The 15,363-nt window shown below is 59.3% G+C and carries 14 protein-coding genes; 6 read left to right on the top strand and 8 right to left on the bottom strand.

The window, feature by feature from the left end; translation table 11 throughout:
* Nucleotides 1–58 precede the first annotated feature (58 nt).
* From acs to GO499_RS17180, 6 genes are all read right to left on the bottom strand, one after another.
* Nucleotides 59–1,993, bottom strand: coding sequence for an acetate--CoA ligase (gene acs / locus GO499_RS17205; protein WP_161863339.1), 1,935 nt, complete (start codon nt 1,991–1,993; stop codon nt 59–61).
* 81 nt (nt 1,994–2,074) lie between these two features.
* On the bottom strand, nt 2,075–2,839 hold the full coding sequence (locus tag GO499_RS17200; protein ID WP_161863338.1) for an ABC transporter ATP-binding protein: 765 nt from the start codon (nt 2,837–2,839) through the stop codon (nt 2,075–2,077).
* Nucleotides 2,836–3,594 carry an ABC transporter ATP-binding protein gene (locus tag GO499_RS17195; protein ID WP_161863337.1) on the bottom strand — a complete coding sequence of 253 codons (759 nt, stop codon included), beginning with the start codon at nt 3,592–3,594 and terminating at the stop codon, nt 2,836–2,838. The genes GO499_RS17200 and GO499_RS17195 overlap by 4 nt, the downstream gene beginning before the upstream one ends.
* 12 nt (nt 3,595–3,606) lie before the next feature.
* Nucleotides 3,607–4,776: a branched-chain amino acid ABC transporter permease gene (locus GO499_RS17190; RefSeq protein ID WP_161863336.1), complete on the bottom strand. Its 1,170-nt coding sequence runs from the start codon at nt 4,774–4,776 to the stop codon at nt 3,607–3,609.
* A 3-nt stretch (nt 4,777–4,779) separates the two neighbouring features.
* Nucleotides 4,780–5,823: a branched-chain amino acid ABC transporter permease gene (locus GO499_RS17185; protein ID WP_161863335.1), complete on the bottom strand. Its 1,044-nt coding sequence runs from the start codon at nt 5,821–5,823 to the stop codon at nt 4,780–4,782.
* 82 nt (nt 5,824–5,905) lie between these two features.
* Complete coding sequence (locus GO499_RS17180; RefSeq protein ID WP_161863334.1) at nt 5,906–7,261, bottom strand: substrate-binding protein; 1,356 nt, start codon at nt 7,259–7,261, stop codon at nt 5,906–5,908.
* A 270-nt stretch (nt 7,262–7,531) separates the two neighbouring features.
* On the opposite strand from GO499_RS17180, the gene GO499_RS17175 reads away from it, so the two are divergent.
* The 4 genes from GO499_RS17175 (at nt 7,532) to GO499_RS17160 (ending at nt 12,205) form a co-directional block, all read left to right on the top strand.
* Nucleotides 7,532–8,815 (top strand): short-chain fatty acyl-CoA regulator family protein, encoded by a 1,284-nt coding sequence (locus GO499_RS17175; protein ID WP_161863333.1) that lies wholly within the window; start codon nt 7,532–7,534, stop codon nt 8,813–8,815.
* Between the two features lie 83 nt (nt 8,816–8,898).
* Nucleotides 8,899–9,264, top strand: a complete 366-nt coding sequence (locus GO499_RS17170; RefSeq protein ID WP_161863332.1) for a response regulator transcription factor — start codon at nt 8,899–8,901, stop codon at nt 9,262–9,264.
* 1 nt (nt 9,265) lies between these two features.
* Complete coding sequence (locus tag GO499_RS17165) at nt 9,266–9,502, top strand: hypothetical protein (protein WP_161863331.1); 237 nt, start codon at nt 9,266–9,268, stop codon at nt 9,500–9,502.
* Nucleotides 9,503–9,505: 3 nt separating this feature from the next.
* Nucleotides 9,506–12,205 carry a sensor histidine kinase gene (locus tag GO499_RS17160; protein WP_161863330.1) on the top strand — a complete coding sequence of 900 codons (2,700 nt, stop codon included), beginning with the start codon at nt 9,506–9,508 and terminating at the stop codon, nt 12,203–12,205.
* Nucleotides 12,206–12,216: 11 nt separating this feature from the next.
* On the opposite strand, the gene GO499_RS17155 is transcribed toward GO499_RS17160, so the two are convergent.
* A complete protein-coding gene (locus GO499_RS17155; protein ID WP_161863329.1) occupies nt 12,217–13,239 on the bottom strand; it encodes an aspartate-semialdehyde dehydrogenase in 1,023 nt (340 codons plus the stop codon).
* A 243-nt stretch (nt 13,240–13,482) separates the two neighbouring features.
* Between GO499_RS17155 and GO499_RS17150 the strand changes: the two genes are divergently transcribed.
* Nucleotides 13,483–13,833, top strand: a complete 351-nt coding sequence (locus GO499_RS17150; protein ID WP_161863328.1) for a hypothetical protein — start codon at nt 13,483–13,485, stop codon at nt 13,831–13,833.
* Between the two features lie 106 nt (nt 13,834–13,939).
* Nucleotides 13,940–14,599 (top strand): SDR family NAD(P)-dependent oxidoreductase, encoded by a 660-nt coding sequence (locus GO499_RS17145; protein ID WP_161863327.1) that lies wholly within the window; start codon nt 13,940–13,942, stop codon nt 14,597–14,599.
* A 74-nt stretch (nt 14,600–14,673) separates the two neighbouring features.
* Here GO499_RS17145 and GO499_RS17140 read toward each other — a convergent pair whose 3' ends face one another.
* Nucleotides 14,674–15,345: a DUF1045 domain-containing protein gene (locus tag GO499_RS17140; RefSeq protein WP_161863326.1), complete on the bottom strand. Its 672-nt coding sequence runs from the start codon at nt 15,343–15,345 to the stop codon at nt 14,674–14,676.
* Between the last annotated feature and the right edge of the window lie 18 nt (nt 15,346–15,363).

Here is a 15,363-nt window from a genome sequence, read left to right as displayed (position 1 = left end):
CCCGCGCGCCGTTTTGCCAGCAGTATGCGGCGCGCGGTAGGCGGTCAAGAACCCGTGGTCAGCCCTTGCGGTTCATCCGGTTGTCGATAAGGTCTTCGACTACCGCGGGTTCAGCGAGGGTCGAGGTATCGCCAAGCGCGCCGAAATCGTCCTCCGCGATCTTTCTCAGGATGCGGCGCATGATCTTGCCGGAGCGGGTCTTCGGCAGTCCGGGTGCCCACTGAATGAGATCCGGCTTGGCGATGGGGCCGATTTCGGAGCGGACCCATTTTTCAAGTTCCTTGCGGAGGTCCTCTGTCGGTTCGATCCCGTTCATGAGGGTGACATAGGCATAGATCCCCTGCCCTTTGATGTCATGCGGATAACCGACAACAGCCGCTTCGGCGACGGATGAGTGGGCGACAAGCGCACTTTCCACCTCAGCAGTGCCCATACGGTGGCCCGAGACGTTGATTACGTCATCAACGCGCCCGGTGATCCAGTAGTAGCCATCGGCATCGCGGCGACATCCATCGCCCGAGAAATAGTAGCCCTTGTACTGCTCGAAATAAGTGCTGACAAAGCGCTCGTGATCGCCGTAAACGGTGCGCATCTGGCCGGGCCAGCTGTCCTTGATGCAGAGTACGCCCTCGGCTTCCGTCTCGGTGATTTCCTCGCCCGAAGTCGGGTCGAGAATGACCGGGTGAACACCGAAGAACGGTTTGGTGGCGGAGCCGGGCTTTGTCTCAATCGCGCCGGGCAGCGGCGTGATGAGGTGGCCCCCGGTCTCGGTCTGCCACCATGTGTCGACGATCGGGCATTTGCCCTTCCCAACGACATCATTGTACCAGTTCCATGCCTCGGGGTTGATTGGCTCACCAACTGTACCGAGAAGGCGCAGTGATGACAGATCGCACTTCTCAACGAACTCACTGCCCTGCCCCATCAGCGCACGAATGGCAGTCGGCGCTGTGTAGAACTGGTTGACCTTGTGCTTTTCGCAAACCTGCCAGAACCGGCTGGCATCCGGGTAAGTCGGCACGCCCTCGAACATCAGTGTTGTCGCGCCATTGGCGAGCGGCCCGTAAATTATGTAGCTGTGGCCGGTCACCCAGCCGACATCGGCCGTACACCAGAAGATATCGCCGTCATGGTAGTCGAAGGTGTACTGATGTGTCATCGCCGCGTAGACGAGATAGCCACCCGATGTATGAACGACGCCCTTCGGTTTACCGGTGGAGCCCGAGGTATAAAGAATGAACAGCGGGTCTTCGGCGCCGACTTCCTCCGGTGCGCAGTCGGTTGACGCAGCGGCCATTTCCGCCTTCACATCGATGTCACGCCCTTCCGTCCAGGTTGTCTGGCCCCCGGTGTGCTTGACGACGAGACACTTCACCCTGTCCTTGCAGTGCAATAGGGCCGCATCCGTGTTGGATTTGAGCGCAGTCTTGCGTCCGCCGCGCGGGGCCTCATCGGCAGTGATCACCACCTTGGCGTCGCAATCATTGATCCGGTTGGCGAGCGCATCCGGTGAAAAACCCGCGAACACGATCGAGTGGACGGCGCCGATGCGGGCTGTCGCGAGCATGGCATAGGCAGCCTCCGGGATCATCGGCAGGTAAATAACCACGCGGTCGCCCTTGCCCACGCCCTGTGCCTTGAGCACGTTTGCCATGCGGCAAACATTTTCGTGCAACTCGCTGTAGCGGATATGCTGGGCAGGCGCAGACGGATCGTCCGGTTCCCATATGATCGCCGTCTGGTCTCCGCGTTTTTCGAGGTGCCGATCCACGCAGTTGGAAGCAACATTGAGTGTGCCGTCCTCGTACCACTTGATCGAGACATCCGGGTAGCCGAAATCGACGTTCTTTACCTTTGAATAGGGCTTGATCCAGTCCAGTCGTTTGCCTTCCTCGCCCCAGAATGCCTCCGGGTCAGCGATAGATGCCTTGTACATCTCTTCGTATTTGGCGGCATCGACGTGCCAGGCGGGTGCTTGGGCTGTATCGGGCATTCTTTCCCCCTAGATCTTGCGAGCGCTTTCGCTCTTGTCTGTTCGAATGCCCCGGCAGGGCCGGGGCCGATCTTCCGATTGTCAGATGGCGAGGTATTCCTCGCGCAATTCCTTGTTATCGAGCACTTCCTGTGCCGTTCCGTCAAATACCACCTGCCCCATGTCAAGAATGACGGCCCTGTCTGCAAGTTTCAACGCTGCGACGGCGTTCTGCTCGACGATGATCGTCGTCATGCCCAGCTTCTTGATTTCCGCCAACGTCCGTTCGATTTCCTGCACGATCACAGGAGCCAATCCCTCATAGGGTTCATCGAGCAGCAGGAGTTTGACATCTCTCGCCAGGGCGCGACCGATCGCAAGCATCTGCTGCTCACCGCCGGAAAGCGTCACGCCCTCCTGCTTGCGGCGCTCGCCGAGCCGGGGGAACAATTCGTAGATTCGCTCCACCGACCAGCCCTTTGGCGGGGCGATCTGCGCAAGCTCGATATTTTCCTCTACGGTCAGGCCCGCAATGATCCGCCGGTCTTCCGGTACGAGGGCCACGCCTTCCTGACTTGCCTGATAAGCCTTCATTTCGTGCAGCGGCTTGTGATCCAACCAGATTTCACCTCTGGTGACGAGGGGGCTGTCCACTCTGGCAATGGAACGAAGTGTGGACGTCTTGCCTGCACCGTTGCGCCCCAGAAGGGCAAGAATTTCACCTTCGTGAACGTTGAACGTCACGCCCTGAACGATATAGCTCTCACCGTAGTACGAGTGTACGTCGTGAATGGAGAAGTAGGCAGGCTCCTGCCTTTCAAGCCTGTCCGTGCGGGCCGTTGCGAACTCGTCTTCCACTATGCTCATACCTGTGCCTCCCCGAGGTAGGCTTCGCGGACCTTTGGATGGCCCTTGATGTTTTCCGGTTTGTCTTCGACCAGCACAGTCCCCTGCGCCAGCACGCTGATCTTGTCGGCCAGAGAAAAGACAACATGCATGTCATGCTCAATGACGACTTTGGTAATGCCACGCGTCTCGCCGATGTGTTTCAACAGGTCGATGGTGCGGTTGGTATCTGCCCGCGCCATCCCGGCAGTTGGTTCATCAAGAAGCAGGAGTTTGGGATCCTGCACGAGACACATGGCCATTTCCAGCCGCCTTTTGTCTCCCCGGCTCATCTCTGCGGCCGTCATGTTTTTCTTGTCCTGAAGTCCGACATCCACCAGCACTTCCTCTGCGGCATCGCGGACTTCGGCTTCCTCGCGGACGCGCTTGAATGGGTTAAGCTTGTAGGCGCCATCGCGTTTGGCGAACGCCGGGATCATGACGTTTTCCAGCACGGTAAGATCCGTGAAGATTTCGGGTGTCTGGAAAACACGGGAAACGCCCGTCTGGTTGATTTCATGCGGCTTGATGCCAAGCAGGCTCTGGCCGTTGAACATCACACTGCCGGTGTCGGGCGTCAGACGGCCCACAAAACAGTTGAGCAAGGTCGACTTGCCCGCACCGTTCGGGCCGATGATGGCATGAACGCTGCCTTCCTCAACGTTGAGGTTGACGTTGTTCAGCGCCTGCAAGCCGCCGAAACGCTTGTTGACGTTCTGGACTTCGAGAATTCCCATTGTCCTGTCTCCTTACTCTGCCGGCGCCGGTGCGGAACCATCCGCCGCGGATTTGGACGACTTCGACTTCCCGGTGGCATACCGCCAGAGACGTGCAGCACCGTCGATCAGGCCGCCGGGCAGGAAGATCACGATCAGCATGAACAACAAGCCCAGGGTCAGGTGCCAGCCTTCGCCGACAAAGTTGCCCAGAAGCCAGACCAATGCGTTGGCGATGGGTTCCGGCAGAAAGGCAAACCAGCCTTCAAGGACGTTGTCACCGATACGCGAGAAGATCTTTTCGAAATACTTGATGAACCCAGCGCCGAGTACCGGGCCAAGCAATGTACCCGCGCCGCCAAGGATCACCATCAGCACCACCTCGCCTGAGGCCGTCCACTGCATCCGTTCCGCCCCGGCAAGAGGATCCATGCATGCCAGCAGTGCTCCGGCAAGGCCGGCATACATGCCGGAGATGACGAAGGCCGCCAGTGTGTACGGCTTGGTGTTGACGCCGGTGTAGTTCAGACGATTCTGGTTCGTCTTGATTGCGCGCAACATCATTCCAAACGGCGAACGGAATATTCGCATCGCCAGATAGAAAGAAGCGATCAGAAAGAACGAGGCGAAGTAGAAGCCGACATTGAACTGGAGCGTCATGCCAAGGAACTCGACCTTCTGGGTGCTGTTCATCGCCAGACCGAAGAGGTTCGGAACCTGCTTGCTGCCTTCGCTCATGAGATATTGTGGATCCGAAGTGTAAACCTGAAGCCCGGTTTCGCCGTTGGTGATTGGCGTCAGGACAGAGTAGGCCATGGCATAGCTCATCTGCGCGAACGCCAGCGTCAAAATCGAGAAGTAGATGCCTGAACGACGCAGCGAAATGTAGCCTATGATCAGCGCGAACACAGCCGAAACCAGCACTCCAAGGATCAGGGCGGGGATGACGTTGTAGTTCAATAGCTTGAACATCCACACCGCCGCGTAGGAACCGACACCGAGGAACGCCGCGTGGCCGAACGAGAGATAACCGGTTAGGCCAAAGAGGATGTTGAAGCCCACAGCGAAGATGCCGTAGATCGCGAACCGTTGCAGAAGATCCGGGTAGCCCGCACCAAAGGGTGCGAGGATCAGCGGACCAGCGAGAACCATGATCGTGAAAACGATCATCAGGATCGTGTCGTTGCGTTTCGATGAAAACATGTCTCAGTCCTCCATCACACCTTTGCGACCAAGCAGGCCGCGGGGACGGGTAAGCAGCACGAACACGGCCGCGAGATAAATGATAATCTGGTCGATCGATGGCAGGAAGATCGCCTCGAAGAAGCCCTTGACCTCCGGCATGGATGCGAAACTCTCAAGGATTCCCAGCATGAAACCGGCAAGTACAGCACCGGGCAGAGAGCCCATGCCGCCGACGACGACCACGACGAAGCTGAGCACGAGGAAATCCATGCCCTGATGGTAGTTGGGTGGCAGGATCGGCGTGTACATCACCCCGGCAGCACCCGTGACGACAGCGGCAAGGCCAAACATCCATGTGAACCGTTTATCGATGTTGATGCCGAGCAGTCCGACCGTTTCTCGATCTGCCATGCCGGCACGGACAACCATTCCGAACGTGGTGAACTGCAGGAAACAGAACACGCCTCCGATCAGAGTGGCTGCAAATGCAAAGTAGATCAGGCGCCAGTAGGGATAGATGATTGCGTTTTCGGCAAATCCAATGAGGACACCCAGGTCCATCGATCCGGCGACCGCAGACGGCGCTGCCTGGCTGATGGGATTCGCGCCGAAGTACGACTTGACGATCTCCTGAAGGACAATGGCCAGACCGAAGGTTACGAGGATCTGATCCGCATGTGGCCTCTTGTAGAAGTGCTTGATCAACCCACGCTCCATCACCATGCCGGCGATGAGCATTACAGGTATGGCCAGAAGAATTGCGAGCGGTACCGAATACTCGATCATCCACGATCCGAAACTGCCAAACCACTTCTCGACATAAGGTGTCTTGATCTGAAGTGGATTGCCGAGGAAGTCCGTTCTCTCTGGATCCAGTGTGATCGAGTTGATATTCAGGATGCGGTTCAATGTGACGGCGCAGAAGGCACCGATCATGAAGAGTGCCCCATGGGCGAAGTTGACCACGCCGAGCGTGCCAAAAATCAGGGTCAGACCAAGCGCGATAAGCGCATAGGCGCTGCCTTTGTCGAGCCCGTTCAGTACCTGCAACAGGACCGCGTCCATGTCTCTTCCTCCAACCGATTATTATATGGTTCAGAAACCCGGCCAGAAGACTGGCCGGGTTCCATGTTTCAGATCTCTGTGATCAAGCGCCCGGGTTGCAGCTACCGAGATCGCCACCGGCGAACATCGGGTGATCGGCCGGGTACTCGACCTGTGCACGCGGGGTGACTTCGACGACTTCGAGAACGTCGAACTCCGAGGTCGGGTTTTCCTTACCCTGCACAACCAGAACATCCTTGAAGCACTGGTGGTCTTCGGCGCGATACTCGGTCGGACCGTTGCCGAGGCCATCGAAGGTGAAGCCTTCGAGCGCTTCGCCGATGCCGCACGGGTTGAACGTGCCCGCACGTTCCGCCGCATCCGCATAGAGCAGCGTCTGCACGTAGCAGGTGTGCGCCGCCTGTGACGGCGGGAAGCCGTACTCGGTGCCGAAGGATTTCACGAAGGCCTGAGAGCCCTCATCCGTAAGCGACCAGTGCCAGTTGGTGGAACCAAGGATGCCCTTGACCGCAGCGCCGGCACCACGTGCCATCAAACGCGAGTACAGCGGAACGACGATCTCGAAGTTCTTGCCGTTAACCTGCTTGCCGCGGAGACCGAACTGTACGGCGTTGGTGAGAGAGTTCACCATGTTCCCGCCGTAGTGGTTCAGAACCAGCACATCGGCACCCGAGTTCAGGACCGGCGCAATGTAGGAAGAGAAGTCCGTCGCGGTCAGCGGCGTCAGTACGTTGTTGACCGTTTCCCAGCCAGTCTCTTCGGTCGCAGCAGCGATCGACTCCTGCTGAGTCCAGCCCCAGGTGTAGTCAGCCGTCAGGTGATAGGCCTTGCGATCGGTGCCGTAGCGGCTGGCAAGCACGGGGGCCAGTGCGGCTGCGGACATGTAGGCGTTGAAGAAGTGACGGAAACCGTTCGCCTTCTTGTCCTTGCCCGTCGTGTCGTTGGAGTGCGTAAGACCGGCCATGAAGATCACGCCGGCTTCCTGGCAAAGCCCCTGAACGGCAACAGCCACGCCGGACGACGAACCGCCGGTGATCATGATGGCGCCGTCTTTTTCGATCATGGATTTGGCGGAAGCACGGGCCGCATCTGATTTGGTTTGCGTGTCACCCGTGACGTACTCGACCTTCTTGCCGAGAACACCGTTGCCCTTCAGGGCTTTCGAAGAGAACGTACTCATCATGCCGCCGTCGCCTTCACCATTCAGGTGTTTGACTGCGAGCTGGTAGGCGCGGAGTTCGTCAGCGCCCTCATCGGCATATGGGCCGGATTGCGGAACGTTGAAACCGAGCGTCACGGTGTTTCCCGTCGGCGCGTTCAAATAAGCATGGCTGTCTGCGGCAAGGCGGCCTGCAAACACCGTGGGCATTGCGAGACCAGCGCCCATAACGGCGCCGGACTTGAGCAAGCCACGACGGTTCAGTTTGAAATCAGACATATGGGTCCTCCCAAGGAAAAGTCTATTCACCCGAAGGCGCGGGCATTTTTACCCATGGATAGGATGGCGGCAAAACGTAAATTTCGCAATAAACCATTGCAAATACTAATTTTTTTTGTAAATATTTTTCCATATCGCAATGCAAAAATGTAAATTTTTTACCTTGCGCCGCACAATTGTCAGAATTTCGCCTTGTTTTGATTGAGTAAATCGCTCGTGGCAAACTCGCTCGTAGGTAGTAGAATTCGGGAAGTCCGGCGTCGTTCCGGAATGAGCCAGACCGCTCTGGCGCATGCGGTGGGTATTTCGCCGTCCTACCTCAACCTCATCGAACACAACAAGCGCTCCATCGGCGGCCAGATTCTCAATGCGATCGCCGAGGCGCTGGAAACCCGTTCCTCGGCGCTGGCAGAAGGTGGAAACCCCGGGCTGCTGACCGAATTGCAGGAGACCGTGTCCGCGTCCTCACAGACGCTGGAACCGCCAGAAGATCTGGCGGCACGCTTTCCAGTCTGGGCAGAGCACGTTACCGAACTCACCCGCCGAATTCGTGATCAGGAGGCCGTGATCACCGCGCTGTCGGACCGGCTCACCCACGATCCCTTCCTCTCGGAAACCGTGCACGGAATACTTTCCAACGTTACGGCCATCCGGTCCACAGCTGCGATCCTGACGCAAGTTGATACCATTCCGGAGGATCAGCGGAAAAGTTTTTACGCAAACCTGCATGCCGAAAGCATCCGGCTGTCAGCAACGGCCGAGGATCTTGCAGACTATCTTGCGCGTGCAGGCTCCGGCGTCGCCGGTGCTGCCACAGCTGAGGAGGCGGTGGACCAATTCCTGACGAGAAATGCCTTCACATTCGAGGCGCTGGACGAGGCCGCCGAAGCGCTGACAGAGAAAAACGCAACGACGGCAGCCGCGGAACTGGATGTCGCCATCTCCGCAATGATGGTCGAGGAGCCGGGTCTGACGGACATTTCCCATGACCTCGCCGTCTCGTTCCTGCGCACATATGCTGTCGATGCACACACCATGCCACTGCAGGTATTTGCGGCGGCGGCGGCGGAATGCGCCTATGATCCGCTTTCGCTGTCGATGCGGTTCAATGCACCGCTGCATGCCGTATTCAGGCGGCTGGCATGTCTCCGGCGGACATGGATAGGGGCGCCGCGTTTCGGACTGCTTACGGTCAGTGCTTCCGGCTATCCGCTGTTTCGGCAACCTCTGCCCGGATTTGCCATGCCACGCCACGGCAATGCCTGCCCGCTTTGGCCGATTTTCGCGGCCTTCGCCCAGACAGGTCAGGTTCAGGCCTCCACAATTGCTCATGACAACGGCCAGACGTTCGTGGCAATCACCCATGCTTCGCCGCGCCCGAGCAGCACCCTGGGGGGACCCGGCGATCTCATATCTTCCATGCTTCTCGTCAGCGCCGAGAACAATCCATTCGGAACACTTCCCGCCAGTTCCCGATCGGTCGGCACAGCATGCCGTATCTGCACCAGAACCAACTGCCAGTCCCGCATTTCCGCCCAATTGATCAAGGCGTGAAAAACCGTGACAAACCTGCACCTCAATCGCTATCGTTCAGCAACCATGCGGCAGAATAGCCGCAGGAAAAGGGAGAGTGTGGAGTGAACAGGCGGGTTCTTATTGTCGAGGACGAACCCAATATCGCGAGTGCATTGGAGTTTCTTCTGGGGCACGCCGGCTTCGACGTTGAATTGGAGGCAGATGGTGCCAATGCTATCAGCCGAATTTCAAAAAGCCGCGCCGATCTGGTTATCCTGGACGTCATGCTGCCAAATCGCTCCGGCTTCGACATCCTTCGCGACATGCGCGCGGGCGCTTTCCAGAGCCTCCCAGTCCTGATGCTGACCGCGAAGGGCCAGTCGCAGGACAGAAAGACGGCGGAAGAACTTGGCGTCACTGCCTTCATGACCAAGCCTTTCTCGAACGCGGCTGTCATTGAGACCGTCCGCAAGCTGGTTGAGGCGTAAAATGTCACAACCACCGAAGTCGGAACAGGCTACGCGACGCAAACGGGAAGACCGCGCCCGCGCCATACCGGTTCTTGGCGTGTTCCTTCTCGCCTCGCCTGTCATGAATGCCCTGACCGGGTTGGAAGCCATTGCGGGCGTACCGGTGAACTATGTCTACATTTTCACTTCGTGGGCACTGCTTATCCTGTTGACGATCCGGTTTTCGCGCACCCCCCCACGATCCGGCGGACGCTGACCAGTGCTCACGTGGAACGGGCTGGCGGCCGTCTGCCTCGCCTACGCGATCTTCCTGTTCGCCATCGCTTTCTGGGCGGAACGCCGTGCGGCGGCGGGGCGGCTTGGCTGGATCCGCTCTCCGACAGTCTATACCTTGTCACTCTCCGTCTATTGCACCGGCTGGACATTCTATGGTGCTGTAGGCTCCGCAGCACGCAACGGTCTGGAATTTGTAACGATCTACACCGGGCCGTCGCTCGTCTTCTTCGCGTGGTGGGCCCTTCTTCGCAAACTCGTGCGCATCGGCCAGACGCAGCGGATCACATCCATCGCCGATCTCATCTCCTCCCGCTACGGGAAAAGCGCGACACTCGGCGTTATCGTCACCCTGCTCGCGGTGATCGCAACAACGCCGTATATCGCCCTTCAGCTTCAATCACTTACCCTGTCCATCTCGGTCTTGACGGCCACCCCGACAACGGAAACGAGCGACGCCGTGCGCCTGACGGCCTTCTGGCTGGCCCTCGGCCTTGCCATCTTCGCCATCCTGTTCGGAACCCGCAGCATCGACGCCAACGAACGGCACCACGGGGTCGTGACCGCTATCGCCGTGGAAGCGGTGATCAAACTCGTCGCGGTACTTGCGGTCGGCATTTTTGTCGTTTGGGGCCTGAAAGCGATGCCTGACAGCAGTGAACTGTCTACGTACGCACACTTGGAAGACACTGTGTTCACGCCACGCTGGGTGACCCTGACCTTCCTTTCTGCAACCGCAGTGATCTGCCTTCCGCGCATGTTTCAGGTGCTGGTGGTCGAGAACAGTGACGAGCGGCATCTGGCTACGGCTGCATGGGCGTTTCCAGGCTACCTGTTCCTGATTTCTCTCTTCGTCCTGCCCATCGCCCTCTCGGGCTCGGCCCTTTTGCCGGAAGGGGCCAACCCGGATCTCTTCGTGCTGACCGTACCACTCTCTCAGGGACAGGACGCATTGGCGCTGCTGGCCTTTCTCGGTGGCTTTTCGGCAGCGACATCCATGGTTATCGTCTCGGCCATCGCTCTCAGCACAATGATATCTAACCACATCGCGGTGCCGATCTGGTTGAAAATGAACCGTGAACGCATCCAGACATCGGGCGACGTACGCAGCATGGTACTCACCAGCCGCCGCGTCTCGATCGCGTTGATCCTGTTGCTCGGATACGTCTACTTCCTCGTCACGGGCGGAAGCGGTGCCCTTGCGTCCATCGGCCTGATCGCCTTCGCCGGGATCGCACAGATCTTTCCCAGCCTGATCGGCGGGGTCTACTGGCGTGGCGCCAACCGTGCCGGTGCCATAACCGGCATCTGCACCGGCTTCACGGTGTGGGCCTACACGCTCTTCCTGCCCAGTTTCGAAGGCGAGTTCGTCCTGACAAGAAGCATGATCGAAAACGGTATTTTTGGCATCGAGATCCTGCGGCCGCAAGCGCTGTTCCGGCTCGATTTCGAAGATCCACTCGTGCACTCCGTCTACTGGTCGATAACGCTCAATACACTTGCCTTCGTCCTCGTGTCGCTCTTCACGAGCGGACGGCCGCTGGAACAGGTACAGGGGGCTGCTTTCGTTGACATATTTGCGCAGGGGCCGGCCAGTTTGGTTACCGGGCGCTCCGCCACTTCCGAGGACCTCTTCACGCTGGCGCAAAGGATTCTCGGCACTGTCACGGCACACTCCCTCTTCACCAGCGTCGCGGCCGCGCAGGGCAAGGCCAATGGTCTGCCCGATGCCGATGATGCCCTTATAGCTCAGGTGGAACGGGTGCTTTCCGGCTCCGTCGGCTCCGCCTCCGCCCATGCCATGGTCAGCCAGATCACCCAGGGCGGTCAAATTTCGGTCGACCAACTGATTGAAATGGCGGACGAAACCGCCCAGATCGTGGAATATTCTCACAGGCTGGAGCGGCAGTCCACGGAACTGGAGGAAACAGCGGCGGAACTGCGCAAGGCCAATACCCGCTTGCGGGAAATCAGTGCCCAGAAGGATGCCTTTCTTTCGCAAGTGAGTCACGAGTTGCGCACGCCGATGACCTCAATCCGCTCGTTCGCCGAAATCCTGCGCAGCGGCACGGATCTGACCCAAGACGATGCCAGCCGTTTTCTCGGCATCATTCATGAGGAAAGCCAGCGACTTACGCGGCTTCTGGACGAAATCCTCGATCTGAGTTTCCTGGAGAGTGGCCGCGCGCGGCTGGATATCTCCCCGGTATGCCTGCGCGATGTCGTCGAAACAGCCGCCGCAAGCTCCGAAGGGCTGCGCCACGGTGCCGGCGTCCGGCTGACCGTCCTGCCGGAGAACATGGAAACGCAGGTGCAGGCGGATTTCGATCGACTGGCACAAGTGATCATCAACCTGATTTCCAATGCCGTAAAATATGGGGTCAGCGAACAGCCGGAAATACAGATTTCTGCAGAAAATCAGGCGGATACGATCTTCATTCACATCCGCGACAACGGCCCGGGCATCCGAGATGACGACCATTCTCGCGTGTTCGAGAAGTTCGCGAGGCTCGACGAGATGACGCTGGCGGGTTCGGCTGGTCTGGGGCTGCCGATCAGCCGCGAAATCATGCGCAATCTCGGGGGAGAACTGGACCTTGTGCCCTCAGACGGCGGTGCGCATTTCCGACTGACCCTGCGGCCAGCCAAAGGCGCCGTGATCAGGAGGCAGTTGCCCGCCTCCTGAACGGCTGATGCTCAGCCTTTTTGCAGTATGCGACGGCCGACGAGTTCGGCGATCTGTACCGCGTTCAAAGCCGCACCCTTGCGCAGGTTGTCGCTGACGCACCACAGGTTGAGGCCGTTCTCAATGGTCGAGTCCTGCCGTATCCTGCTGATAAACGTGGCATAATCACCGACGCATTCCACCGGCGTAGTGTAGCCGCCGTCCTCGCGCTTATCGACGACAAGCACGCCCGGCGCCTCGCGGAGAATATCGCGGGCCTCGTCTTCATCGAGGAAGTCCTCGAACTCGATGTTGATCGCTTCCGAGTGGCCGACGAAGACCGGAACGCGGACGCAGGTGGCCGTGACCTTGATCGCCTTGTCGACTATCTTCTTGGTCTCGGCGACCATCTTCCACTCTTCCTTGGTGCTGCCATCATCCATGAAAACATCGATGTGCGGGATCACGTTGAAGGCGATCTGTTTGGTGAATTTCGACGGGTCGACTTCTTGCCCGGGCACATACAACCCCTTGGTCTGGTTCCACAATTCGTCCATCCCCTCCTTACCGGCACCGGATACGGACTGGTAGGTGGACACGACGACGCGCTTGATCGTGGCGCGGTCGTGGAGGGGTTTCAGGGCGACGACCATCTGCGCGGTAGAGCAGTTGGGGTTGGCGATGATGTTTCGCTTATGCACGCCTTCCACCGCGTCGGGGTTCACTTCCGGAACGATCAGCGGAATATCGGGCTCATAACGATAGAGCGACGAGTTGTCGATGACGATGCATCCGGCTTTCGCGGCACGGGGCGCATAGGTTTTCGTGGCATCTGAGCCAATGGCGAACAGGGCCATATCCCAGCCAGAAAAGTCAAAGGTTTCAATATCCTGGCACGTAAGTGTCTCGTCGCCAAAGCTGCATTCCGTGCCCTTGGAACGGCGGCTTGCAAGGGCCGCGATCTCCTCTATCGGGAACTGGCGTTCTGCCAGAATGTTCAGCATTTCGCGGCCCACGTTGCCCGTGGCACCGGCTACGGCGATACGATAACCCACTTTGTCACTCCTTGGTTCGGGTGGCGGAGGCTTACGCGGAAACGCGGGAAAAGAAAAGCGCAAGCCGAGTATGGATTTGGTATGGGTTTGGTATGGGTTCGGTATGGCTGCTTGCGCAGTTTCGGGAGCACCCCACCGGTTTGACGGGCGGGCATGGTCAGGTAAGCGATTTCATGACCTGAAAGGTAAGCGAAACTATTACCCGGCCCACATCAGGGTGCCGGCCAACGAGGAGGAGACAAAATGCGGAAGCTGACACTGGCATTGCTGATGCTCGCCACCCCGGCCTTCGCCGGAGAGGCGGAAGTGGTTGCTGTCGATGCCACGGAAAGCGGCGGCACGTGGCGTTTCGACGTGACCATCGCCCACGCGGACACCGGCTGGGAGCATTATGCCGATGGCTGGGCAGTGCTGACTTCGGACGGGACCGAACTGGGCTATCGCAAGCTGCTGCACCCGCATGTCGAGGAACAGCCCTTCACCCGCTCGCTGTCAGGCGTCGCCATTCCTGCGGGTGTGACCGAGGTCTTTATCCGGGCCGATGACAATGTTCATGGCGAGGGCACCGAACTGTTTGCCGTAACGCTGGACTGACGGCAGCGTTCTTGTTCAACCTGCTAATTCGCTCGAACACTGAAAGGCGTCTTGCGCAGCAAAGTCGCACAGCTGGAGATGGCCGACAGTGCCACGGGAGACAGACATGCACATCTTGATTACCGGGGCCAATCGCGGGATCGGCAAGGCGTTGGCCGAGGCCTCACTTGCAAGAGGCTGGCGGGTCACGGGTACTGTGCGCACACCGGCACAGGTGGCGGATGTGGCGGCAACCGGCGCGAACGTCATTGTCTGCGACATGGACCGGCCGGGCGATATCGCCGCGGCTTTCGCCGGCCTGCCGCCGCTCGATATCCTGATCAACAACGCCGGTGTGATCGGACCGGAACGGCAGAGTCCGACCGACATGGATTATGGCGGCTTCGCCGACACGCTGCGCGTCAATACCATCGCACCACTGGCGGTGTCGCTGGCCTGTCTGCCGGCGATGGCCAAGGGCGGCAAGATCCTCGCCGTGTCTTCGCAGATGGCCTACATGGGTTATCGCAAATCCGACCGGATCGCCTACCGCGCCTCCAAGTCGGCGCTCAACAAGGTTATGCAGGGACTGGCGACCGAACTGGAGCCGCATGCAGTCGCCGTGGCGCTGCTCGATCCCGGCTGGGTGCGGACAGACATGGGTGGCGATGACGCCGATGAGGATGTGGCAGTGGTGGCGGATGGCATACTGCAGGTCGCGGAAAAGCTGACGCTGAAAGACACGGGCCTGTTCTTCCGCTTTTCCGGACAGCAACGGCCCTTCTGAGATGCGGTGGATGCCCCTCCGGTGCTATTGGCCAAGCGGTGGCGGATGGTCCGTCAAAGAAGGAGGACGGGGAGTCAGCCCGCCAACGGGAGGCGGGCCAGTTCCTCGAACATGCCGTCGGGGCGTTCCCCGGCGAGGGTCAGGTGGTCAAGGAAGAAGGGGGTCGGCAACAGCGGGGTAATGGCGTCGCGCAGGACTGGCTCGACCTGTTCCGCCTCCGCCTGCGTCAACCGGCGGCTGAGTGTGATGTGGAAGCGGAAACTTTCCATCACGTAGGGATAGCCCCAGAGTGTCAGATTGCGGTCCTGTTCCGCTGTCAGTTTCGCCTGCCGGCGGCGGGCAAGTTCTGCTTCGGTCGACGGGGCGCGAAAGCCGTCGAACCGGCGGACGATCTCGGCCGCCAGCGCATCGAGTGCGGTGGTGTCGCCGGTTGGGGTGAGAGCCAGGAATCCGCCCAGACGGGTGAGGGCGAGACCTTCCGTCCCTGCCGGGGCCATGGCCTTGCAAGCGGTTTCAAGGTGACTGGCCAGCGTATCCATTGTCTCGCCCGGCGCCAGCCGGAAGGGAGGTTTCAGCGTGGCGTGCAGGCCATATTTGCGCGGAGTGGCCGTCATCTCCGCCAGCGGCAGATCCAGCGGAGGATGTGCAACGGCCGTGCCCGTCCGGACATCCCAGCCCAGCCACGAGGCACCGAAATCAGCCAGCCTGCCGGAGGGGGTGTAGTAGATCGCGTATCGGGTATGCATCAATGACTTCTGACCGGA

It is taken from the genome of Algicella marina, assembly GCF_009931615.1.
In the GTDB taxonomy this organism is placed as follows: Bacteria; Pseudomonadota; Alphaproteobacteria; order Rhodobacterales; family Rhodobacteraceae; genus Algicella; species Algicella marina.
This window is presented reverse-complemented; position numbering and strand designations above follow the sequence as displayed.